This is a genomic window from Paraburkholderia podalyriae, assembly GCF_014397785.1.
In the GTDB taxonomy this organism is placed as follows: domain Bacteria; phylum Pseudomonadota; class Gammaproteobacteria; order Burkholderiales; family Burkholderiaceae; genus Paraburkholderia; species Paraburkholderia podalyriae.
Genome location: NZ_VZQQ01000069.1, coordinates 1 through 23639, shown reverse-complemented (window position 1 = coordinate 23639; position 23639 = coordinate 1). Strand labels below are relative to the sequence as shown.

The 23639-nt window shown below is 58.9% G+C and carries 19 protein-coding genes; 14 read left to right on the top strand and 5 right to left on the bottom strand.

Annotation, left to right across the window (positions count from 1 at the left end):
* Window positions 1–2 precede the first annotated feature (2 nt).
* Window positions 3–1022 carry a sensor histidine kinase gene (locus F6X42_RS36295; RefSeq protein WP_312892981.1) on the top strand — a complete coding sequence of 340 codons (1020 nt, stop codon included), beginning with the start codon at window positions 3–5 and terminating at the stop codon, window positions 1020–1022.
* Window positions 1023–1130: 108 nt separating this feature from the next.
* Here the strand turns inward: F6X42_RS36295 and F6X42_RS36290 are convergent, their stop codons facing one another.
* The 3 genes from F6X42_RS36290 to F6X42_RS36280 all read right to left on the bottom strand — a co-directional run bounded on the left by F6X42_RS36290 (window position 1131) and on the right by F6X42_RS36280 (window position 4846).
* Window positions 1131–2285 (bottom strand): porin, encoded by a 1155-nt coding sequence (locus F6X42_RS36290; protein ID WP_187638750.1) that lies wholly within the window; start codon window positions 2283–2285, stop codon window positions 1131–1133.
* Between the two features lie 136 nt (window positions 2286–2421).
* Window positions 2422–3438 carry an alpha/beta fold hydrolase gene (locus tag F6X42_RS36285; protein WP_187638749.1) on the bottom strand — a complete coding sequence of 339 codons (1017 nt, stop codon included), beginning with the start codon at window positions 3436–3438 and terminating at the stop codon, window positions 2422–2424.
* A 79-nt stretch (window positions 3439–3517) separates the two neighbouring features.
* Window positions 3518–4846, bottom strand: a complete 1329-nt coding sequence (locus F6X42_RS36280) for a purine-cytosine permease family protein (RefSeq protein WP_187638748.1) — start codon at window positions 4844–4846, stop codon at window positions 3518–3520.
* Between the two features lie 437 nt (window positions 4847–5283).
* Between F6X42_RS36280 and F6X42_RS36275 the strand changes: the two genes are divergently transcribed.
* The 5 genes from F6X42_RS36275 to F6X42_RS36255 all read left to right on the top strand — a co-directional run bounded on the left by F6X42_RS36275 (window position 5284) and on the right by F6X42_RS36255 (window position 10856).
* Window positions 5284–6321: an aliphatic amidase gene (locus tag F6X42_RS36275; RefSeq protein ID WP_187638755.1), complete on the top strand. Its 1038-nt coding sequence runs from the start codon at window positions 5284–5286 to the stop codon at window positions 6319–6321.
* Window positions 6322–6371: 50 nt separating this feature from the next.
* Window positions 6372–7181, top strand: a complete 810-nt coding sequence (locus F6X42_RS36270; protein ID WP_187638747.1) for a CbbQ/NirQ/NorQ/GpvN family protein — start codon at window positions 6372–6374, stop codon at window positions 7179–7181.
* Between the two features lie 389 nt (window positions 7182–7570).
* Complete coding sequence (locus F6X42_RS36265) at window positions 7571–8929, top strand: nitric oxide reductase activation protein NorD (RefSeq protein WP_187638746.1); 1359 nt, start codon at window positions 7571–7573, stop codon at window positions 8927–8929.
* Window positions 8930–9061: 132 nt separating this feature from the next.
* Complete coding sequence (locus tag F6X42_RS36260; RefSeq protein WP_187638745.1) at window positions 9062–10201, top strand: transporter substrate-binding domain-containing protein; 1140 nt, start codon at window positions 9062–9064, stop codon at window positions 10199–10201.
* A 13-nt stretch (window positions 10202–10214) separates the two neighbouring features.
* Window positions 10215–10856, top strand: a complete 642-nt coding sequence (locus F6X42_RS36255; protein ID WP_187638744.1) for an ANTAR domain-containing response regulator — start codon at window positions 10215–10217, stop codon at window positions 10854–10856.
* A gap of 160 nt (window positions 10857–11016) precedes the next feature.
* Here F6X42_RS36255 and F6X42_RS36250 read toward each other — a convergent pair whose 3' ends face one another.
* Together F6X42_RS36250 and F6X42_RS36245 are read right to left on the bottom strand one after the other, a co-directional pair.
* The gene (locus tag F6X42_RS36250; protein WP_187638743.1) at window positions 11017–11931 is read right to left on the bottom strand and encodes a response regulator transcription factor; all 915 of its coding nucleotides are present in this window, start codon (window positions 11929–11931) and stop codon (window positions 11017–11019) included.
* The gene (locus F6X42_RS36245) at window positions 11888–15400 is read right to left on the bottom strand and encodes an ATP-binding protein (protein WP_429534891.1); all 3513 of its coding nucleotides are present in this window, start codon (window positions 15398–15400) and stop codon (window positions 11888–11890) included. The genes F6X42_RS36250 and F6X42_RS36245 overlap by 44 nt, the downstream gene beginning before the upstream one ends.
* A gap of 546 nt (window positions 15401–15946) precedes the next feature.
* Here F6X42_RS36245 and urtA point away from each other — a divergent pair.
* The 8 genes from urtA (at window position 15947) to F6X42_RS36205 (ending at window position 22917) form a co-directional block, all read left to right on the top strand.
* Complete coding sequence (urtA, locus tag F6X42_RS36240) at window positions 15947–17242, top strand: urea ABC transporter substrate-binding protein (RefSeq protein ID WP_187638741.1); 1296 nt, start codon at window positions 15947–15949, stop codon at window positions 17240–17242.
* A gap of 121 nt (window positions 17243–17363) precedes the next feature.
* Window positions 17364–18281 (top strand): urea ABC transporter permease subunit UrtB, encoded by a 918-nt coding sequence (gene urtB, locus F6X42_RS36235; protein ID WP_187638740.1) that lies wholly within the window; start codon window positions 17364–17366, stop codon window positions 18279–18281.
* Between the two features lie 23 nt (window positions 18282–18304).
* Window positions 18305–19450 carry an urea ABC transporter permease subunit UrtC gene (urtC, locus tag F6X42_RS36230; protein ID WP_187638739.1) on the top strand — a complete coding sequence of 382 codons (1146 nt, stop codon included), beginning with the start codon at window positions 18305–18307 and terminating at the stop codon, window positions 19448–19450.
* Between the two features lie 31 nt (window positions 19451–19481).
* Window positions 19482–20225, top strand: a complete 744-nt coding sequence (urtD, locus tag F6X42_RS36225) for an urea ABC transporter ATP-binding protein UrtD (protein WP_187638738.1) — start codon at window positions 19482–19484, stop codon at window positions 20223–20225.
* A gap of 53 nt (window positions 20226–20278) precedes the next feature.
* Window positions 20279–20968: an urea ABC transporter ATP-binding subunit UrtE gene (urtE, locus tag F6X42_RS36220; RefSeq protein WP_187638754.1), complete on the top strand. Its 690-nt coding sequence runs from the start codon at window positions 20279–20281 to the stop codon at window positions 20966–20968.
* A 67-nt stretch (window positions 20969–21035) separates the two neighbouring features.
* Window positions 21036–21290, top strand: a complete 255-nt coding sequence (locus F6X42_RS36215) for a hypothetical protein (protein ID WP_187638737.1) — start codon at window positions 21036–21038, stop codon at window positions 21288–21290.
* A gap of 54 nt (window positions 21291–21344) precedes the next feature.
* Entirely contained in the window at window positions 21345–22523 is a 1179-nt protein-coding gene (gene fmdA, locus F6X42_RS36210) for a formamidase (protein ID WP_187638736.1), read from the top strand.
* Window positions 22524–22623: 100 nt separating this feature from the next.
* The gene (locus F6X42_RS36205; RefSeq protein WP_187638735.1) at window positions 22624–22917 is read left to right on the top strand and encodes an FmdB family zinc ribbon protein; all 294 of its coding nucleotides are present in this window, start codon (window positions 22624–22626) and stop codon (window positions 22915–22917) included.
* Window positions 22918–23639 lie beyond the last annotated feature (722 nt).

Genomic DNA, 23639 nt, shown 5'->3' with positions numbered 1-23639 from the left:
GCGTGGCTGATCTGGAGACGATCGCCGGCGGCGTTCAACGCGTTCACATCGACGACAAACCTTACGACATCATGACGCTGCGCGTCCCCCATGGCAACGCTGTGCTCTACGTTCAGACCGCAATGAGCACCCGTCTTCTCAATGCCATCATCAACCAGAAAATCGCGCCAATCCAGATCATTGTCCCGGTGACGATTCTCGTGGCGATGGTCACCTTCGGCCTCACGCTGACGTTTACGGTTCATTGCGTGCTCCGCCCGCTGCGGGAAGCATCAAAGGCTGCAGCGTCGATCACGCCGCGCAACCTCAAGACACGTCTTTCGCTGTCAGGAATACCGAGTGAAATCTCCCCTCTTATTCGTGCATTCAATGACGCGCTAGGCAGATTGGAGAATGGTTTTGCCGTTCAACAACAGTTTCTCGCATCTGCCGCCCATGAACTTCAAACGCCGCTCACGCTGATTCGCGGGCAGATAGAGCTGCAACCGGACATTGAAGACAAGGATCTCCTGCTACGCGAGATCGACATGATGGCGCGTCAGGTGCGGCAACTCCTGCATCTGGCGGAAGTGAGCGAATCGCAGAACTTCGCGTTCGGTAACGTTAATAGCCTTGACGTCGCGCAGGACGTGGTGGCCTATCTTTCGCGCAAGGCCGACGCACGACAGATCAAGCTAGAACTCGATTCGGCGGGCAATGGACCATCGATCTGGGCGGACCGCAGCGCCCTGTTCATCCTGATCAAGAACATTCTTGAGAATGCGATTAACGTAACTCCAGCGTACAGCACCGTGTCGGTCCTCGTCGACGACGTTTCCGTCCAGATTCGCGACGAGGGACCCGGGATCAAGGAGGAGTATTTGCCGTTTCTTTTCAAGCGTTTCTGGCGCGCGCCCGATTCGCGGCACGATGGCGCTGGGCTGGGTCTGGCCATCTGCAAGGAGATCGCTTTGGCCCACGACTGGCGGCTAAGTGTCAGTCGCCTGCGCGTCGGCACCTGTTTTGTCGTCCGGTTCTGCTGACCCGATGCTACGAGTTGACAAAACCCCTGTTGCGTATCCGCCGCACGCAGGGCCGAGGATGGCGACATCGGCGCGGCCACACGGATGCACGCCGGTCTGCCTGGAAGCTCAGAAGCTATGGCGCACACCCACACTGACTTGGGTCTGGCTGTTAGTACCCGAAGGAATGCCGGTGTCCGCTATTTCCGCGTAGGAAAGGCTGAGGCCGTTGCCTCCGGAGACGTGTTGATAGGCTGCCTCGGTGTACAGCAGCGTCCTCCTGCCCAGGTTGTAATCGACCTCCATCGTGACCTGCTGATTGTGCAACGTTGCACTCGTAGCACCGGAAAGGTGCTCAGTCGTCAAAGTGTAGCCGGCGCCAAGGCTCAGCGCATGCGCGAGCGGGTAACGTCCGTAAGCGCTGTAGTTATCGAAGCGGAGGTCTTCTCCGGCACTCACCCCGAGCAAGTTCCCGCTTGCGAGCGAGAGGTACGTGGAATGTGTATACAACAGACCGGCCGTCCCGCCGCCGATGTCGAAACGGGCACCCGCGCCCAACACGGTCTGATCGCTCGCGGCGATGGCGTACCCCATGTTCGAATTCACCGCACCGGCGGCGTTCGCGCTCGCCGGATTCATTGCGCTCATATAAGCCGCTGCGACATGGACCGGACCGTGGTCATAGCCCGTGCCGGCGCTCACGAGACGGTTGTTCTGAAACTGGCCAGCCGCGTTGGAGAAGGCATACATGCCGCCGAAATGCCAACCGTCAATCAGCGGACTTTCATATTTCACGGCGTTGCTGACCGTGTAGCTGCCGCCCACCGTATCGTTGTCGTACACGTGTGCCGATGTGTTTCCACCAAACGTGCAGTAGGCCGAGACAGGGCATAGATAATCGGTGACGGACGCGTACTGCTTGCCGAGAGTCAATGTACCCCAGCGGTCATCCTTGAGGCCAACCCATGACTGTCGTGAGAACATGTAGCCGCTGATGGAACTCGCGCCGTTATTGATGCCGAATTGCTCTTCGAGATCGAAGATGGCGTGCGTGCCGCCGCCAAGATCCTCGCTGCCTTTGATGCCCCAGACCGTGGTGTTGTTTGCGGAATTCGCCAGCGCCCATGCGGGGCCAGCTTTACCGCCTGCGGTCTTTTCGCTGTTGGTGAACTGGACGCTCTCGTCCAGCACACCGTACAGCGTCACGCTGCTTTGGGCATGAGCGACGGATACGAGTGCGCTCGCAACGGCGGTCGCCGCCAAATGTTTGATTTTGATGCACATGACTGGCGTAATTAGGTTTTAATTAATAAGGAATTCGGTGTAAATGGGGCCGGCATTGACCTAAATCTCACGATTTTTCGATCATTCGCCGCACCAACGATCTATCGGTGGCGCGGCGCCTTCCCGGTGCCAGGCTTTAGCTTGCGAGCAGCTCACGCAGTGCGTTGTGGAGCACCTCGATATCGACGGGGCTGGTGCCCGGGCCGCCAGCAAAGTGCCCCCAGATCGAATCGACCACGACCAGCTTTGCATGTGGCATATGCTTGACTTCAAATTCGCTGTCTTCTGGCGGGAAGTAAAGATCGGTCTTGCAAGGCATGACGATTGCCTTTGCACGAATCGACGAAAGGGCCTTGACGAGGTCGCCTTGGTAAAATTCGTTATTACTGATATCGCCGTTTTGCCACGTCCACAGCATGCCGAGCAGATTGTTTGCGTCCTTCGACAGCAGCCAACCCTCCCAAAAACCGACGAGAAAGTCTTCCAGGGAGGAATAGCCGAGCTTCTCGAGATCGAGCTTCTCGCGATAAAACGCTTGCGATAACCCCCAACCCGCATAAACTCGTGCCGCCGCGCGCAGACCTTTGTCGGGCTGCGTTTCGTACCAACCGTCGAGAAATGCGGCGTCGGCGGTCAGCGCGGCCTTGACGCCTTCGAGGAATACAAAATTGTGCCTTGAGCATTTCGACGATCCCTGGAACGGCAGGATTCGCTCGACCATGTCCGGATACATCGCACCCCAATGGAACGTTTGCAATGCACCCATCGACCAGCCAGTGACGAGCGCGATCTTTTCGATGCCGAACAGCTCTGTGACCAGCCGCCATTGCATGCGCACGTTGTCATACGCGGTCACGTTCGGGAAGCGCGCCTTACTGTATGGAGCAGGGGTATTGCTCGGGGACGATGAAAGTCCGTTGCAGAACATGTTAGGCACGATGATGAAGTACTTGCGCGGATCAAGCCCCTTATCCTCGCCAATCAGCCATTCATTCTCGTAATGCTGCCCCGAATACCACGTGGGGTAGATAATCACATTGTCTTTCGCAGCGTTGAGCGTCCCATACGTCTTATAGGCCAGTTTGGCGTCGGGGACACGTAACCCGCATTGGAGCTCGATATCGCCGAGAGAATAGGTCTCGTAGTCCGACATGTTGATACATTCCTTATGAAAGATACATTGATATGGGCGCGGCCAAGCGTCCGCTCAGGCCTTGTCGTGCCGATAATCGTCAAGCGCGATCGGCAGCCACGCCCGCTTTCTTCGAAACCTGCGCGATCAAGCCGTAGACGATTGCGCTCACTACGAATGCCGATACAGCTGTCGAGAATTCGGGGATCTGTTTTTCGACCGCATACGCTGCCACCGATCCTATCGCCCACGCCGCGAACGCTTGAGCGCGCCACTCGCGGTCAATGCCGGCGCCAGGGCGGGCCAAATACAGATCGACGATCACGATTGCACCGATCGGCGGGACGATGATGCCCAGCAGAGAGAGCCAGGGAATGAACAGCGCCCAGACGTTGGTTGTGGCCACGGCAATTCCGATTGCGGCCAGGATGACTGCGGCCGTGCGCATCTTGATGCCGACGATCCTCGACCAGCCGACGGCGGAGTTATAAAGACAGTGAGCGCAAACGGAGCCGAGGCTGCAAAAGAGGAAAACGACTGCAATCGCGCTCAGCCACGTGTGATGCTGATTCAGCATGTATCCAAACATGTTGTCCATCGCAAACGGCTGGGGATCCGGCAACGCGATGGCCGCCGTCATGATGCCGCCCATCAGCATCGCGTAGCAGTTCGCGAACGGAAAGGCCGTGAACGTCGCGATCCATGAGTCGCGACCATTCTTTGCCCAGCGATTGAAGTCGGACGAGACTGTGCCGGCATCGACGAAGAGACTGATCACGATTGTCATTCCAACGCCGAATGCCATCGACGATGCCGGGTTGGTGCCGGTATAAGCAGACACGGCATGCCATCCCGCATGTCGGGCCGCATCGATTGCCACCCAGGTCCCGAGCACTAGAAAGAGCGGCACCGAAACCATGCCGAGCCAGTGAAGCCCGCGGATTCCTACGAAGGTGACCGCAAGATAGAGCAAGCCCGCGATAAACGTCATGGCGAGATAGTTCGCGCCAGACGATGAGTGAATAAGATTACCCGTGATGCCGGTCTGTACCGCGTACCAGCCGAGCAGCAGGCTGGAAAGCAAGCCCGAAGCCAATGCGTAGCCCTTGCGCCCGAAGACCTGGCTTGCCAACAGCGCGAAGTTGAATCCGTGCTTCGCTCCCAGACCGCCAAGCAAGCCAACATAAGCGAACATCAGGAGGTTGCCCGTGATCATCGCGCTCAACGCGCGGCCGAAACCCATTCCCGCGACCAGAATGGAGCCAGTCATCGCGCTCGTGATAATCATCGGAAAACTGACCCACACGGTTGCAACCGAGGTAACACTGCGCCGCGCTGTTTTGGGGACGGGAGCGTGCTCGTACTCTTCGCCGAGCACGTGGTCAAGCGCCGTTTCTTTGCCGATGCCTACTGATTGTGGAGATGACATGACGTAGTTCCCAATGGGGCCAAGCCGCCGTCGCGCGAGCCTGAGCCGTGACCAAAAAAAAAGCCCACCACGCGCCTTTGCAGGCTGCGCGGTGGGCTCTGTTGCCTCTTGCATTCGTCGCTGTTGACGAAAGGATGTATTGCTGGTTCGAAGGATCTAGCAACGAAAAAGGACTGTCAAGTCATTTACCATTTCATCACGTTTCATTCAACGAGTAGCCTGCATCGCGTTTAGCAACCGTCACGTTGCAGCGAAGGTGAGAGACGAATTCTGATTCCTTGACAAGCGTTCGCTTGTTCCGTACGCTTGAGCGCAATGAATGTATCTCCTTGTCGCCAACATTGTCGGCAAGAGCGAAAAGGCAATAGAGCCCGAACAGACTGATGAGTCTGCTCGGGCTTTTTTTTTGTTTCCCGACTCAACCCGGAGAGAAAGCAATGCGTCATGGTGATATTTCGAGCAGCAACGACTGCGTTGGTGTAGCAGTCGTCAACTACAAAATGCCGCGCCTTCATTCGAAGGCTGAAGTACTCGAGAACGCGCGCAAGATCGCCGACATGGTGGTCGGCATGAAGCAGGGTCTGCCCGGTATGGATCTTGTCATCTTCCCCGAGTATTCGACGCACGGGATCATGTACGACCCGAAGGAAATGTATGAAACGGCTGCCACCGTACCCGGTGCGGAGACTGAGATTTTCAGTGCGGCGTGCCGGAAAGCCAATGTGTGGGGCGTGTTCTCGCTGACCGGAGAGCAGCACGAAGAACATCCACGCAAGGCGCCGTATAACACGCTTCTGCTCATTAATAACCGTGGCGAGATCGTCCAGAAGTATCGGAAGATCATGCCCTGGACACCGATCGAAGGCTGGTATCCCGGCGACCGCACGTATGTGTCGGAAGGACCGAAGGGGATGAAGATCAGCCTCATCATTTGCGACGACGGCAACTACCCGGAAATTTGGCGTGACTGCGCGATGCGTGGCGCAGAACTGGTCGTGCGCTGCCAGGGTTATATGTATCCGGCGAAAGAGCAGCAGGTGATGGCCGCAAAGACGATGGCGTGGATGAACAATGTCTACGTCGCAGTGGCAAACGCCACCGGTTTTGATGGTGTCTATTCGTACTTCGGCCATTCGGCGATCGTCGGTTTCGACGGTCGCACGCTTGGAGAGTGCGGAACGGAAGAAATGGGTATCCAGTATGGCGAACTGTCTGTCAGCCTGTTGCGCGACGCACGCAAGAACATGCAGTCGCAAAACCATCTCTACAAGCTGGTGCATCGCGGCTATACCGGAAAGATCAATTCGGGCGAGGACGTCCACGGCGTAGCGGCATGTCCTTACGAGTTCTACACCAAGTGGATCAATGACCCTGAAGGCACGCGCCGCGAGGTCGAAGCAATCACGCGCTCCATGCCCGGGACCCCGGAGTGTCCGATCGAAGGCATTCCGCACGCCGATCCGGAACACCGCTAAGACTCCTGGCGCCGGGAAACCGGCGCACCGATTGACAAGGAACGATGCCAATGAAGGATATCCTCGCGCAATACAGATTGGCGACGGAGCGTTATTATCGGCCAATTGGACGGGAGATCGAACTATTCGCCGCGGCACACGCGCGGCGAATGCCGATAATCCTGAAAGGCCCGACCGGGTGCGGCAAAACGCGCTTCGTCGAGCACATGGCGGCAAGCCTGAACAGGCCGCTCATTACGGTGGCATGTAACGAAGATACGACCGCTTCTGATCTCACCGGACGCTTTCTGCTGCGCGGCGATAGCACTGAATGGCATGACGGCCCGCTAACCACGGCGGTCCGTTATGGTGCGATCTGCTACCTTGATGAAGTCGTCGAGGCGCGTCCCGATACGCTGGTTGTCATTCATCCACTGGCGGATGATCGCCGGGTTCTGCCGCTCGACAAGCGTGGCGAATTGATTCACGCCCATCCCGACTTTCAGTTAGTCGTGTCATACAACCCCGGATATCAGTCGTTCGGCAAGGACCTTAAGGCTTCGACGCGGCAGCGCTTCGGCGCGATCGAGTTTCAGTACCCTGACGAGGCGGCCGAGACCGATGTCGTCGCTCATGAGGGCGAAGTCGATCGCGACATCGCGATCAAACTCGTGCGTATTGCAACTCAATCGCGCAAGCTTCGCGGTCGAGGCCTGGCTGAGGGCATATCGACGCGCATGCTCGTGCACGCATGCGGCCTGATTCGAGGCGGAATCGACGCTCATGCAGCCTGTGCGCTCGCTATGACGCGCCCGCTCAGCGATGACGACGAATTGCAGACCGCGCTCGACGGCTTTGTCCGCGCGCAATTCGGAGCTTGATCCCGATGCCTGCGGAACGTATGGGCAACGAAAGCTGCTCGGCAATGCAAGGCGTCGTCGATGCATCGTTCACCTCAGCGACGCGGATGCTTGAATGCTATGCAGCCGGATTCGGGCAGTGGGATGTCGACGGGATGGAGGCGCGAAAAGAACGTGCGCCGACACGCGTCTGTGTGCACGCCGACCAGCTCGACGAACTCGGCGGCGGCGCATTACGAACGTCGATCGGCGAAGGTGGCGTGATACGCCTTGCGCCAGCCATCGATGAGGGCAGCGACCGCTCTGGCGCGGCGCGCCAATATCAAGCTTCGGTGGCGCATGCGCTTGCCCATTTGCGCTATTCGCGTCCCGCTTCGCCGGTCGGCAAGCGGGGCGCGTTAAGGATTGCGGTGGCGTCGTTGATCGAGGATGCTCGTGTCGAACGCTTGTTGATGCGCGATTACCCGGGCCTGCACAGCTTGTGGGGTGCGTTTCATGCGGCATCGGGCGAACGCGGTATGTTGACCTTCTCGTCACTGGCGGCTCGCCTGGCGCGCGCGTTGCATGATTTCAGCTACGAGGATCCGAACGAATGGGTCTGTAAAGGGCGGAGACTTTTCGACGCAATTGCCGCGCATCACGAAGATATCGCCGCCTGTCACGAAGTTGCCGACATACTGGCCGTTGACCTTGCGCAGATGCGCGTGAGGTTCGATGTATCGTCGTACCGCGCTGAGCCGCGGTACCGCGACGACAATACTTATTTGTGGACGATCGAGTCCGAACCGGTGCATGCACGAATGGAATGGGCCCCGGATGCGACCGACCAGACCACGGCGCGACCGAACGTGGTGGACAGCATGCGCCTACTCGACAATCCGCCCATCGAGACAGAAGCGTGGCGTGCTTATAGGTATCCAGAGTGGCACTCACGAGTAGGGCTCCTTTTACTCGATTGGACGTGCGTATATGACCGTGCGCCGGCCGCAGAACGCGAGCGTGTCGACGCCGGACTACTCGCCGTCCGGCAAGCGTTGCCATCTGGGTGGCAGCGACCGCCCAGGCGCCTTCGCCGCCAATCCGAAGGTCCTGAGCTCGATCTCGACGCGGTCATCGATGATGGCATCGCCCGACGCATGGGTGTGGCCGGCGATGGAAGAATCTTCGAACAAAAGCGGCGCACGCCGCCAAGCATGTCGGTACTGTTTCTGCTCGATTTGTCCACGTCGACAAACGACAGGATCGGCGTAACACAACAGACCGTGCTCGATATCGAAAAAGAGGCCGCTGCGACGATTGCGTCCGCGCTGGAGCCGACGGCCACACGCGTTGCGCTGCACGGGTTTTCGTCAAACGGGCGTCACGATGTCCGATACACGCGTGTCAAGGATTTCGACGAACCGTTTGGCAAAGCGCAGCGAGAGCGGCTGCTAGCACAGAAAGGCACATTGTCGACACGCATGGGCGCGGCTTTGCGACATGCGACAGCGCAGTTCGATGGAGAGCAAAGCGAGGCGAAGCTATTGGTGCTCGTCACTGACGGCGAGCCGTCGGACGTGGATGTCCACGACTCCATGCATCTGATCGAAGACGCCCGCGACGCGGTATCGGCTCTATCATCGCGCGGGATCTTGCCGTTTTGCTTCGCATTCGATCGCGATGCGGACCGGTATGTCCGGACCATCTTCGGTCACGGCCATTACCTCGTACTGAATGGCGCCGGGAACCTCGCCCAGGAGGTCAGTAAGGTACTCGCAAGCTTGAGGTGAGCGGCCGATGCTACGGGGCCCGTACCGAACATATGCCGGTTTTTTTTTGGCCGGAGACAATGACGTATCGGGTCGCGCGGCGCCCGGTTATTCTGGATCAGGCGAACCAGGCAATTACAGGCGCGTAAAAACGTGGCAAATACCGAAACGATCAAAGTAGGCGTTCTGTTTTCCGAGACGGGTATTATGTCGGCGATCGAGTCGTCGCAGCTTTACGGAACGCTTTTCGCAATACGCGAGATCAATGAGGCTGGGGGCATCGGAGGACGCGAAATAGTGCCGATCCACCATGACCCCGCCTCCGATCCAGCGAAATATCGCATGTTTGCGGAACGGCTCATTCTGGCAGAAGATGTTCAGGTAATTTTCGGCTGCTATATGTCGAGCGCGCGAAAGGCCGTACTGCCGATTGTGGAGCGCTGCAATCGGCTGCTTTTCTACGCCACGCTCTACGAAGGCTTCGAGTTCTCCGATAACGTCATCTATACCGGTGCAGCGCCCAATCAGAACAGCGTGCAGTTGGCCGATTTTATGACGTCCAACTTTGGTGCGCGTGTCTATCTCGTCGGGTCGAATTACATCTATCCCTACGAGTCGAACCGCATCATGTCTGACCTCGTCTCGCAGTACCGGAGTGGAGTGAAGTTAGGCGAACGGTACGTCCGCCTTGGTGCCACGGAGGACGACTTCGCCGCAATTGTCGAAGACATTCGCGCGGCCCGGCCTGACTTCATTTTCTCCACGGTGGTCGGCGACGCAACGCGGCACTTTTATAGCGCCTATGCACGAGCCGGCCTCGATCCGGCATCGATGCCGATCGCGAGCCTGACGACCTCAGAAGTTGAAGTCGCACAAATGGGCGCGGACGTCGCCGAAGGTCACTTTACTGCGGCGCCTTACTTTCGCTCGATCAACTCTCCGGGCAATCTTGCCTGTCTGGAGAAATTCGAGCGGATGTTCGGCTCCGAAACGATTCCTAACGCGAGCTGGGAAGCGGCGTACTTTCAAGTTCATCTCTTTGCGCAGGCCATGCGGGCGGCCGGCTCGAACGACCTTGAAACGCTCATGCCGGAATTGCTGCGCTGCGAATTGGACGCGCCGCAGGGACGCGTCAGGATCGATCCGTCGACTCACCACACGCATCTCAATCCGCGTATCGGCCGGGTCAACCGGGATGGACAATTCGACGTTGTGTGGCAAGCCGTCGCCCCTGTACGGCCGGACCCGTATCTCGTCGCGCATACACTAGGCGACTGGATGGTTCAACGATGAGCTGGAGCAGTGAATGAACGACGAAGAGGAAGCCGGGCCAGGAGTGCCGGCGCCGGCCCTCCCCATCTCTCACTTGCTAATGGATTTGCGGTCATTGCGCGTGTGCGTGTTTCATCCGCACGACCGCGACGGTGCGCAGCTTACCCAGCAGCTGCAGCGCATCGGCTGCCACGTGCAAGCGTTTTGGCCGCCGCTGCCTTCTGCGCCGGCAGGCACCGACGTCGTTTTCTTCGCCCTCTTTCCGGACATCCTGGATCTCGTTGACGATTGGTGCGCGGACGACGACACACCACCGTCGATTGCGGTTCTCAACTATGAGAACCCGACGCTTATCGAGGCGATGCTGCACATCGACGCAAAAGCCGTCGTTACATCGCCCATCCGGTCGTTCGGTCTTCTAAGTGCGATCGTCCTTGCACGCGAGCTCGGGCGGGAGCGCAGGAAACTGCGCAAGCGCATTATGCGTCTCGAGGAAAAGCTCGGTAGCGCGCGCAAAGTTGCGGAAGCACAGGAGATACTCTGTCGCCAGCGCGGCGTCAACAAAGTCGAAGCGTATCGCATCATGCGCGAGCAGGCGATGGCCAAGCGGATGACGGTAGAGGACATCGCCTCCGCGCTTATCAACGCGAACGACATTCTGTCGTCAGGCCGCTGACGCAGCACCTGACGCGGCTGTGGAATTCCGCCCTGGCGTGCTCCTTCGCTAGATCGCTCTGCGCACAGCCGTCCCCGAGGGTGCAATCCGCCAGTCGTCATTTCGCGCACCGCGCGGTAAGACGCCGTGTAGCCAGAGCCCTTCAGCCGACGCTTTACCTTTACTGCGTGGTCTGCGGTGTCACCAGATTCAACGCCATGCGCGCAGCCGTGGTACGAGTCTCCACACCGAGCTTTTCGAAGACGTGTTCCAGGTGTTTGTTGGCCGTGCGCGGGCTCATACCGAGGATATCGGCGATATCGCGATTGGTCTTGCCGACAGCGACCCAATACAGCACATCGGCTTCGCGAGGGGTCAGCCGGAACGCCTGCATCAACGCGGCGGGTCCGGGCCAACCGGGCTTGCACTGGATCACCAGCAGTTCCTCGCCGTGAGCGCCGCGACGCGGCCGGCTGACTATCAGTTGTTCCCTTGCGGTCTGCAACTCGAACGGTTTGACCTCGGGCGCCCGCAGCGCATCCTGGAGCCAACTGCACAATGCCGCCGGCAGGCGACCCTGGGCGTCGAGCGAGCCGCGTAGCCGCGACTGGGCAAGCGGCGTCAGCCATAGCACTTCGCCGCTGGGGCCAACGGCGACCACCGCCTGGCCGGCCGCATCCATCGCCGCACGGGTCTGCACGACCAGGCGCGAATTGCGCAGATGCGAAGCGATGCGCACCATCACTTCTGCGGGACGGATCGGCTTCGTGATGTAATCGACACCACCCGCCTGGAAGCCCTGCAGAACATGCTCAGTCTCCGCCAGCCCAGTCATGAATATCACCGGAATCGGACGGGTCTGGAGGTCTTCCTTGAGCCGTCGGCAGGTCTCGAAGCCGTCTATGCCGGGCATCAGCGCATCGAGGAGGATCAGATCCGGCGGCAAGCGGCGTGCCCGGTCCAATGCCCCGGCGCCGTCGGTTGCCACCAGCACCGTATAGCCCGATTTGTCGAGCAGGCTATGCAGGATAGACAGGTTTTCGGGCGCGTCATCAACAATCAGAACGACATCGCGAAGCGGATCGGGGCGTAGCATCGGAGTTGGCCTGCAGGGTTCGGTCAAGGTGTCGCAAATATTCAGCCAGATCGAAGCGCTCGACGTGCGAGCGCAAAACGCCGGTGAAAACGCCACAGGACGGGTCGAGCTGGTCGATTTCCCCAAGCTTGTCGAGGATGCCGCGCACGTACCCAAGGCTGCCCAACTCGTGCAGACTGCGCAGCAGTTCGGGGCCGGGCAGCGCCGCCTTGGCCGGCAGGGTCGAGGGCGCGGCGGCGAGTGACGGGTCAACCGACGGTGTCTGCGCCGCAATAACGGGCGTTGCCGGGACCCATCGCAGGTCAAGGCGCTCGCGGATCAATTCGAGCAGTTCAACGACATTGACAGGCTTCACGAGAAAATCCTCGTTGCGAATGCCCGCGGCGTTTTTCCGGCCCTTGTCGAAGGCATTGGCCGAGACGACGATGATCGGCGCATTGCTCATCAAGTTGGCGCGAAAGAGGCGCGCGGTTTCCCAGCCGTCCAGCAGCGGCATGCCAATATCGAGCAGAATCAGGTCGGGCGCGAACGACGAGACGGCCTTCAGTGCCTCCAGCCCGGAGCTTGCTTCCTGAACCTCGAAGCCTAGCGGTTCGAGCAACTTGACGTGCAGCTCGCGGTCCACCCGTTCGTTGTCTACCACCAGCACCCGGCGCGTCGGACCGGCGTAGCCGCCTATGGGCAGTTTCGGGAGGGCTTGAACCGGCTGCGGCTCGCGTACTTCCGGTAAGAACAGCTGGACGCGAAACGTGCTTCCGCGGCCGGTCTCGCTGTCGACGGTGAGGGTGCCTCCCATTACGTCAGCGAGCATTCTGGCGATGGTCAGGCCTAGCCCCGTGCCATTTTCCGAACCGCCCGGGACATTGCCGCCGCGCTGGAACGGCAAAAAGATGCGAGTCAGGTCATCGGCATCGATGCCCATGCCTGAATCGATGATTTCGAAGACCGCCATCTCCCGGCGGTATTGCAACCGCAGCGTAACGTTGCCGCGATCGGTGAACTTCACCGCGTTGCCCAGAACGTTGATGAGGATCTGGCCCACCCGCTTTTTATCGGCGCGCACCGCGCAGGGCAAGTTGGGGGGAGCTTCGTAATGGAAGGCGATACCCTTTGCGCTTGCCTGTAAGCTCACCATGTCGGCTAACTGCGAGACGAATTCTGGAAAACGGACTTCCTCGAATTCCAGCGTCATTTTGCCGGTCTCGATTTTGGCGATATCGAGCAACCCGTCGATCAACGATACAAGGTGTTCGCCGCTGCGGCGGATCACCGCCAGCGCGAGATGGTGGTGTGGGGGAATGGACGTATCCTGCTCGAGCATCTGCGCATAGCCGAGAATGCTGTTTAGCGGCGTGCGCAGTTCGTGGCTGATGCCGGTAACGTAGCGGCTCTTCGCCAGATTGGCTTTTTCAGCTGTCTGCTTTGCACGCTGCAACTGCGCATCGGTGCGCTGATGGGCGTCGATTTCCTCGAGCAGCAGATGCGTCTGCCGATTCGATTCCTCTTGCGCAACGCGCCGGCTTTCGGACGTCAGCACGCTCCACCAGCAACCAATCCCGCCCGCGAGCGCCAGTACCGCAAACAGTTTCAGGAATGCCGTGCGCAGCAGCACATCAACGGCCGGCGAGAGTTGGTCGACAAGCACCGACTCCTGTGTATAGATCAGGCCGAGAATGGCGGCCATGATCATGGTCACCAGCACGAACAGCAGCAGGTATTGGCCGATGCGGGTATTGAAACGGGTTGACAGGGCCTTGGGCAAAAGCCAGCGTATCGTCGCATTGGTTTGCTCGGATAGCCGTGCACCCGGTTTGCATAGGTCATGGCAGCGCGCATCCACCGTGCAGCATAAAGAGCAGATGGAACCTTCATAAGCCGGGCAGTGCGCCATGTCTTCGGTTTCGTACGCCTTGTCGCAAATGCAGCAACGAATCGACTGATAGCCTTTGCCCAGTGGAACCCCGGCCAACGCAACCGGTTGGCGCGCGATGTAGTATTTGCCACTGGTCGCCCAGGCAATCGCCGGCGCGGCAATCAGAGCGGTGGTGAGCGCGATCAGCGCCGAAAACGCGTGGGCGGTCTCCCCCAGCACGTGAGTAAACGCCAGTACCGACAGCGTCGAGGCAATCAGTGTCGCGCCGACGCCCACCGGATTGACATCGTACAAATGCGCGCGCTTGAACTCGATGCCCTTCGGGCTCAGGCCAAGCGGTTTGTTGATCACCAGATCGGCCACTACCGCACCGACCCAGCTGATCGCGATATTCGCATAAAGCCCGAGTACTTGTTCGAGCGCGCGGAATACTCCCAGCTCCATGAGCATGAACGCGATCAGCACATTGAACACAAGCCACACCACGCGACCGGGGTGGCTATGCGTCAGCCGCGCGAAGAAGTTCGACCATGCGAGCGATCCCGCGTAGGCGTTGGTCACATTGATCTTGAGTTGCGACAGGACAATGAAGAACGTGGTGACCAACAGCGCGCATTCCGGCGAGCCGAACAGATACTTGTACGCAACGAGGTACATCTGGGTCGGCTCGACCGCGCGGTCGGGCAACACGCCATGCTGAATCGCGAGCACGGCGAGGAAAGAACCGCCGAGCAGCTTGGCCACGCCAAGAACGATCCAGCCTGGGCCGGCGCTCAGCATGCTCAAAGTCCAGCGGCGCTTGTTGAGCGAGGTCCGCTCGGGCAGAAAGCGAAGAAAGTCGACCTGTTCTCCTACCTGCGCGATCATCGAAGTGAGCACCGTCGTGGCGGTGCCGAACATCAGCAGGTCGAAGTGTCCATGCCCGCCGGCGTTGCCGACGAAGTTGGGCAACTCTCGCAGTAAGCCCGGCTCTTTCCAGATCACAGCCGCATAAGGCAGCATCAGCAACACGAGCCACAGTGGCTGGGTGAACGCCTGCAGGCGGCTGATCAGCGTAATGCCGTGTGTGACGAGCGGGATCACGATTACTGCGCAAATCAGATAACTCAGTGAAAGGGGAATCCCAAAGTACAACTGCAACGCCATCGCCATGATGGTGGCTTCGAGCGCGAAGAAAATAAAAGTAAACGACGCGTAGATCAGCGATGTGACGGTCGAGCCGATATACCCGAACCCGGCGCCGCGGGTCAGCAGATCCATGTCGACGCCGAACTTCGCTGCGTAATAGCTGATCGGCAGGCTCGTCAGAAAAATGATCGCGCCGACAAGCACGATTGCCCAGAGCGCGTTGGTGAAGCCGAAACTGACGGTGATCGAGCCGCCAACTGCTTCGAGCGCCAAGAACGAGATCGCGCCAAACGCCGTATTGGCTACCCGGAACTCGGACCACTTGCGAAACGTGCGTGGCGTGAAACGCAGCGCATAGTCTTCGATGGTTTCGTCGGCGACCCAGGTGTTGTAATCGCGCCGCACCTTGATGATGCGCTGCACGGGTATTGCACGGGGGACCGCAGGTTCGGGAGACTGGTTCACCAAAATTGTCCGGAATCGGGCTGTGGTTAAAGCGAAGCAGCCAATAGTTGCAAGGCGCATGCCACACATACGCAGCGCGTGATGCAGTCATAAGCGTGCAGCACTCCGCGCGAGCGGGCATGCGCGGCGCAGACTCAAAGCGGTGCGCGACGCGTCCCGAATGTGGCATTGCCGCACCGCCACAGCGCACCCCCTCAGGTTGGTCGACAGGCCGTGGCCTACGCCACGCTTGCCCGCGTCGAGCATAGCGACGTGCGCCCGACCTGCCGATACGTCATTTGACGTAGGCGCGCGCATTCGCCACGCAGCCACGCCGTCGCGTGTATCCCCGATCCGCTTGTGCAAAGGCATCGTTGTACTTCCGCGAGGCTACAGGGCACGTAAGTCATATGACGTATTCCGATCGGAAATTCGGATACCTATTCTGCCTCAGCCGCTCAACGACAAAAGAGCCGCCGTGTCGGCGCCATGCAGGCTGGCGCCCGCACTTCGCGTCACGCCGGGCTCGCCAGCCAGACCTGAAACCCACGCAGACAAGGACCTTGAAAAATGACACAACGCTTCGACGACAACGGCGACGACCATGCTTGCGAATCATCCGCCCTCGCAGTCCAACTCGCCTCTCCGGGCCGCCGGAAAGTCGCACTGGCACTTGCTTCTCTGCCGCTTGCGATGATGGTCAAGCCATCGTTCGCTGCTGCTCCGCCGACTTCGCAAGTCAACACGACGGGCAGGGCGATCACCGATACCACGGTGACGGTTGGTCAGCTGCATTCGTCAACCGGCACGATGGCGATCAGCGAGACCGGATCGATCCGCGCCGAACGCCTCGCGATCGAACAGATCAACGCGATGGGCGGAGTGCTCGGCCGCCAGATCAAGGTGATCCAGGAGGACGGCGCGAGCGACTGGCCGACCTTTGCCGAAAAGGCGACCAAGCTGCTCGAAAGCGACAAGGTCGCCACGGTGTTCGGCTGCTGGACGTCCGCGTCACGTAAAGCCGTGCTGCCGGTCTTCGAAAAAGACAATGGCCTGCTGTACTACCCAACCTTTTATGAAGGCCTCGAGCAGTCGAAAAACGTGTTCTATACCGGCCAGGAAGCGACCCAGCAAGTGCTGGCCAGCCTGAGCTGGTTCGCCAAAGAGAAGAAGGCCAAGACGTTCTATCTCATCGGCTCCGACTACATCTGGCCGCGCACCTCCAACAAGATCGCCCGCAAGCACATTGAAAACGTGCTGCACGGCGAAGTGGTCGGTGAAGAGTACTACCCGCTCGGCAATACCGAGTTCGGTTCGCTTATCAACAAGATGAAGTTCAAGAAGCCGGACGTGATTTTCGCGGACGTGGTGGGCGGCAGCAATGTCGCGTTCTACAAGCAACTGAAGGCTGCTGGCGTAACAGGCGACAAGCAGCTGTTGCTGACCATCTCAGTGACCGAAGATGAGCTGCTGGGTATCGGTGGCGAAAACTTCCAGGGGTTCTACTCGTGCATGAAGTATTTCCAGAGCCTGGACAACCCTGCCAACAAGAAATTCGTTGCGGCGTTCAAGGCCAAGTATGGCAAGGACGCGGTGATCGGTGACGTGACTCAGGCCGCGTACCTCGGCCCATGGCTGTGGAAGATGGCCTGCGAGAAAGCCGGCAGCTTCGACGTCAACAAGGTAGTGGCGGCTTCGCCGGGTCTGGAGTTCAAGGATGCGCCAGAAGGCGACATCAAGGTTCACCCGAATCACCACTTGTGGAGCAACACGTTGATCGGCCAGGGCCAGCGCGATGGTCAGTTCAAGGTTGTCTACAAGTCGGACTTGATTGAACCGAATCCGTTTCCGAAGGGCTATCAATAAAAAGCTGAGAGTCATCGCCGGCGGTAGCAATGGTTGGCGCCGGCGGGAATCGCAAGTCGATATAGCACTTTTCGATGTTCAACACCGCCTGCTCGAACGCAGGCCGCGCAGGGGATTGACCATGGCTTGGTTCTCGCAGTTCGGCGCGATCGTCGCTATGCAGGGCTTCAATGGCCTCTCGGTATTCAGCGTCTTGCTGCTGATGGCGCTCGGTCTGGCCATCATCTTCGGGCAGATGGGCGTGATCAATATGGCGCATGGCGAGTTTTTGACGATCGGCGCCTACACGACTTATGTGTTGTCGGCCTTGATGCACAAATATGCGCCGGCACTGCAACCTGTCTATTTCTTCGTGGCCATTGTGGTCGCGTTCGCGGTTGCTTTCGCCTTCGGATACCTCGTGGAATGGCTGCTGATTCGCCATCTATACCGGCGTCCACTCGACACCCTGCTGGCGACCTGGGGCCTCTCGCTTGCCATGCAGCAAACCTTTCGCTCGGTGTTCGGCTCACAGGAAGTCAGTCCGGATCTTCCGCAATGGCTAATGGGTTCACTATCGCCTTATCAGGGTCTCGACATCCCGATCAACGGCCTGATGGTGATGGTCCTTACCATGATGCTCACGGCGATCCTGCTGCTGTTTCTGTACAAATCGCATTGGGGCGTGAAGGTGCGGGCTACCACCCAGAACCGGATCATGGCCGGCGCCGTCGGGATCAACACCGGCAAAGTCGACCGCCTGACCTTTGCGCTTGGATGCGGGATTGCCGGCATAGCAGGCGCGGCCTTCACTACCATGGGCTCGACTGGTCCGACAAGCGGTTCGCTTTATATCGTGGACACCTTCCTGACCGTGGTATTCGGTGGCGCGCAAAGCCTCTTCGGCACGATTGCCTCCGCGTTCTCGATCGCCCAGACCCAGTCAACCACTGAGTTCTTTCTGTCTGGCTCAATGGCGAAGGTGCTCACCTTGTCAGCCGTGATCGTCATTTTGATGCTACGTCCGCAAGGTCTTTTCGCACCGAAAGTGCGGCGCTAACTGTTCGATCGCAGGAGAAAGCAATGAATTCGGGATCTCTCAAGTGGCTGGGTGGACGCTCCGGTGTGATGGGGTTCATCTGGCTGGGTCTTCTGATACTGGTGCTGCTGCCGTTGACGCTGGACATTTTCAGGCTGAACCTGGTGGGCAAATATCTCACTTACGGGTTCGTGGCGATAGGACTGACGCTGTGCTGGGGCTACGGCGGGATCCTCAGCCTGGGGCAGGGCGTGTTCTTCGGTCTGGGCGGCTATTGCATGGCAATGTTCCTGAAGCTGGAAGCATCGGATCCGGTCAGTACAAAGATCCAGTCCACGCCGGGAATTCCAGACTTCATGGACTGGAATCAGATTACACATCTGCCGCTGATGTGGGAACCATTCAGGCACTTCTGGTTCGCTATCGCCGCGGTGCTGGTGATACCGGCTCTGCTTGCCTTTGTCATCGGTCTCGCCATGTTCAAACGACGCGTCGGCGATGTGTACTTCGCGATTGTGACGCAGGCGATTGCCGCCATTCTGTCTATCCTGATCATCGGGCAGCAGGGGCTGACCGGTGGCGTGAACGGTATAACCGATTTGCGCACGGTGCTCGGCTGGGACATCCGCACTACTTCGGCGCACTACGTCCTGTACTTCGTCAATGCCGGCCTGCTGTTCCTGTGCATCGCATTTGGCAAGTTTCTGCTGTCGAGCAAGCTCGGCAAGCTGCTGGTGGCGATGCGCGACAAGGAGGAGCGTGTACGTTTCTCAGGCTACGACGTTGCTGCGCTGAAGATCTTCGTGTTCTCAGTCGCAGCCGTGTTCTCCGCCATCGGCGGCGCGATGTTTTCGCTGCAGGTCGGCTTCATGTCCCCGTCGTTCGTGGGCATCGTTCCCTCGATCGAGATGGTGATCTTTTGCGCCGTAGGGGGCCGCACATCCTTGTTTGGTGCAGTCTACGGCGCGTTGCTGGTGAACTTCGGCGAGTCGTATTTTTCGGAATCGTTTCCGCAACTGTGGCTATTCCTGATGGGGGCGCTCTTCATCGGTGTGGTGATGTTCTTCCCGAATGGCCTCGCCGGTCTTTATGAAAGTCATGGCAAGCAGCTGCTTGCACGCTTATCGGTGAGCGGCTATCTGCGGCGCCGCGCGCTGGTGACGCTGTCGGCTTCCGATCCCGAGGCCTGACGCAGGTCTATCCGCAAAAACAGAGAACACCATGGCTAAAAAAGATTTCGTACTATCGGTCGAGGATCTGACGGTTTCGTTCGACGGCTTCAAGGCCGTGGACGGCCTGAATCTCTATGTGGACCGCAACGAGGTGCGTGTCGTGATCGGACCGAACGGAGCGGGCAAAACCACCGTACTCGACCTGATAAGCGGGAAGACGCGAGCCACCAGCGGTAGCATCAATTTCAAAGGCCTGGAATTGACGAAGATGAGCGAGCACATGATCGTGCGCGCCGGGATAGGACGCAAGTTCCAGACTCCTTCGATATACGAAAACCTCACTACGTACGAAAACCTCGAAGTGTCGTTTCCCCGTGGGCGCAGTGTGTTCGGCGCCATCGCTTTCCGCCGTACCCCTGACGTGGATGAGCGAGTGCGCCAGATCGCGGAGGAAGTGTTTCTCACCGAGATGCTGGATCAAACGGCTGAGTTACTGAGCCACGGGCAGAAACAGTGGCTCGAGATCGGCATGTTGCTGATGCAGGATCCTGAACTGATGCTTCTAGATGAGCCGGTCGCGGGCATGAGCGTGTCGGAGCGCGAAAAGACCGCCGAATTGTTGTCGCGGGTCGCCAAAAATCGGTCGGTAGTCGTGATCGAGCACGACATGGAATTCGTTAAGAACATCGCACACCGCGTCACCGTGCTGCATCAGGGCAAAGTACTGGCCGAAGGAAGCATGGAGGCGGTGCAGTCCAACCCGAAAGTGATCGAAGTGTACCTCGGACATTGAAGCGCGATCGTGTAGCGCCGGAACGGCAAGTTTGCATTCAAAAGGAACAGTTTATGTTCAACGTTACAGGACTGGTCTCGGGCTACGGTCAGAGCGAAGTGATCCATCAACTCGATCTGAGCGCTGCCACCGGCGAAATCGTCGCCGTGATGGGCCGCAACGGCATGGGTAAAACGACCTTTTTCAAATCGTTGATGGGCATTCTCACGTGTCGTGCGGGCAAGGTGGAAGTGGCCGGTGTCGACGTCGCAAAACTGCCGCCGTTCGAGCGGGTCGCGCGAGGGATTGCGTATGTGCCGCAAGGCCGGATGATTTTTTCGACGCTCACGGTGCTCGAAAACATCAAGACGGGCTTGCCGAAAGCGGCGCGGGGTAGGGTGCCGGCGGAAATCTTCGATCTCTTTCCTGTTTTATACGATATGCGCGATCGCCGCGGTGGGAATTTGTCGGGCGGGCAGCAGCAGCAACTTGCCATCGCGCGCGCGCTGGTCACCAATCCAAAAGTACTACTGCTCGATGAGCCTACCGAAGGAATTCAGCCCTCCATCATCAAGGACATTGCCCGTTCGCTGAAAGAGATCCGGGATCTCAGGCAACTCACCATCATCGTTTCGGAGCAAGTGCTGAGTTTCACGATGGAAATTGCGGACCGTCTGCTGGTGATCGAGAAGGGCCGCTTCGTCCACGAAGACTGGCGCGATGAAGTCGATATCGCGAAGATCAGCGGCTACCTCTCTGTTTGACGTCCCAAGGGATGCAGGACAAGGCGGGCGTTTATCGCACGCTGCTTACTGGAAAGGAATAAACACGATGCTTGGTTATATGTACTACAACCGCTTCGGCCATGCTGGCTTTACCGACAGGCATAGAGGTCGAAGTGTAGCCGGAGTGCAGACCTGTGCGGTTTTCCTGCTGCGCTTCGATGCACGCGGCGGCACCTTGCCTGACGGTACGGTGCTGGAAAAAGCCGAATGGACCGCCAAAGTATGTACGCAGATCAAGGACGACACGGTCAATGGCGGCTACCAGGCTGGCTGCGCCGCATGCGTCTATCGCGCAGCTTAGATCGAGCCCGCCCGCCGTAACTGCAAACACGTTCTGATATCACGGAGAGAATACATGCAACATTTCACGATCAAGCCAGGCGTGCCGCTTGCCGAACAAGCGGAACTTGGCCATAACCGCTGGCATCCGGATATTCCGTTCCTGTCGACGGTTAAGCCCGGTGAAGAGATCATCATCGAGTCGCTCGACTTTCTGGACGCGCAAATCAAGGACAACGACAGCACTGACGATGTGCGCGATATCGACCTGACTCGCGCACATCCGCTTACCGGTCCGTTCCATATCGAAGGAGCGGAGCCTGGCGACTTGCTGGTCGTCGATCTTCTCGATATCAAACCGATCACGCCGGTGGGCTTTTCCGGCGTGTTCGCGAAGAGCAACGGCGGCGGTTTTCTCGGCGACTATTTTCCAGATGCGGCCAAGGCGATCTGGGACCTGAAAGGTCTGTACGCCACTTCGCGCCATATCCCGGGTGTGCGCATCGCCGGGTTGACGCACCCGGGCCTGATGGGCTGTCTTCCGTCGACCGAATTGCTGGCCGAGTGGAATCGCCGTGAGGCGCCGCTGGCCGAGCTGGGTCTTGCAAAACCGCCGGAGCCGTCGACCGCTGTGCTGCGCGGCGTACGCGGAGCCGCCTTTGACCGGATGGCGAAGGAGGCAGCCCGCACCGTTCCCCCGCGCGAGCATGGCGGCAATACCGACATCAAGGATCTCTCGAGCGGAACCCGGATCTTCTTCCCGGTTTACGTCAAGGGCGCGGGCTTCTCGATGGGCGATCTGCACTTCTCCCAAGGCGACGGCGAAATCAGTTTTTGCGGCGCGATTGAAATGGACGGCGCGACTCATGTCGGCTTCGACCTCATCAAAGGCGGCATGGCCAAGTACAATCTCAGTGCACCGGTTTTCATGCCTAGCCCGATCAGGCCGCATTACGACCAATGGCTGACCTTTGAAGGAATTAGCGTCGAGAACGGAAAGAACTATTACATGGACGCTACGGTCGCCTATCGCCAGGCTTGCCTGAAGGCTATCGACTACCTGAAGCAGCATGGATTTACCGGGCCGCAAGCATACATGTTGCTCACCGCGGCGCCGGTTGAAGGTCGCATTGGCGGCATCGTCGATATTCCGAACTGCTCGGCCACGGTGTCATTGCCACTCGCGATCTTCGAGAAGAACATTGCACCGACCGGAATGCTCAGCGAGCGCGCGTTCTGGGGTCACAGGGACTGACGGGCGGGTCCAGAGTCAGGGCGGCTGAGTTGGCGGCTCCGCCGCGAGACGCGCAGCAATGCGCGTCCGATCTTTTTACGACTGAAGGGGAGTACGTAACATGCCGCTTTACGATATGCGTTGTCCCTCATGTGGGGGAATCTTCGAGAAATTGCTAGCCGTGTCCATGCGCGACAATGTTCTCGACTGTCCCTATTGCGAGCAATGCGTTGTGCCCGAAACGATGATCACGGCACGCAACGTGCAACTCAACATCACGGAACGGTGGAGGCCGCAAAGTCAGGCCGAGCAATTGACGGGAGCAGGCGTGAAAGGGCCCGGAACACGCGCCGAGGCGGGACGCGCGAGTGTGTTGCATGTCTGCAAAGGCGGCAATTGCAGCCTTTGCGGCTAACGGCGTAGCTGGGCACCGCCCTGCAGCACGAGGTCAATCGCGCATATGAGTCAGTGAAGGTCAGCGAGACCTGCACGAATGCGTTCGTTGAAGAGGCGCTGCGCAAATCGCGCTGACACCGTTAGTTACCCGTTACCTCAACGAACCAAAAGCGCCACTGGGCCATGGGCTCGCGCGAGCTCAATCGTGCAACCGGCCGGGACATCAAGGATGTGAGCCAGGCTCTACAGCCCGCATATCCTGACCGTTAGCGGAGCGGTTCTTTCCGCTCGCACCAGCATCGGATCGTTTCGTAGGTGACCACGACACCACGCTTTTCTCCTCACCAATCTGGCAGTGCCCGCGGCGGCGGCATTGCATTTTCTCTTTTGACGCCACTGCACATTCGCAGGGCAGACACAGTTTGCGCCGCACCTCGATGACCTTACCTAAACTTCTGAACCACGCGAGGACGGCTATTTCCGAGGTCGTTAAATGCTGTCTCCGCACGGGCTATCGTACGTAACGCACTTTGACCTCCGGCGCTTCCCGCGGTTTTTTGCCTCAGTCAGAGGAGCCGGGGTAACGCCCCTGGATCGCAGCCAGTTTTGATTAACGGCTCTGGTGCAAATAGGCGGTCTGGACGAGATTTTTGTTATAGAAAGGATACCTCATCAAGCAGACAGGACGGCCTCCCAAACTGCGGGCGCAGCGGTATCTTTGAGGCCGAGCTTCGCGAGGCT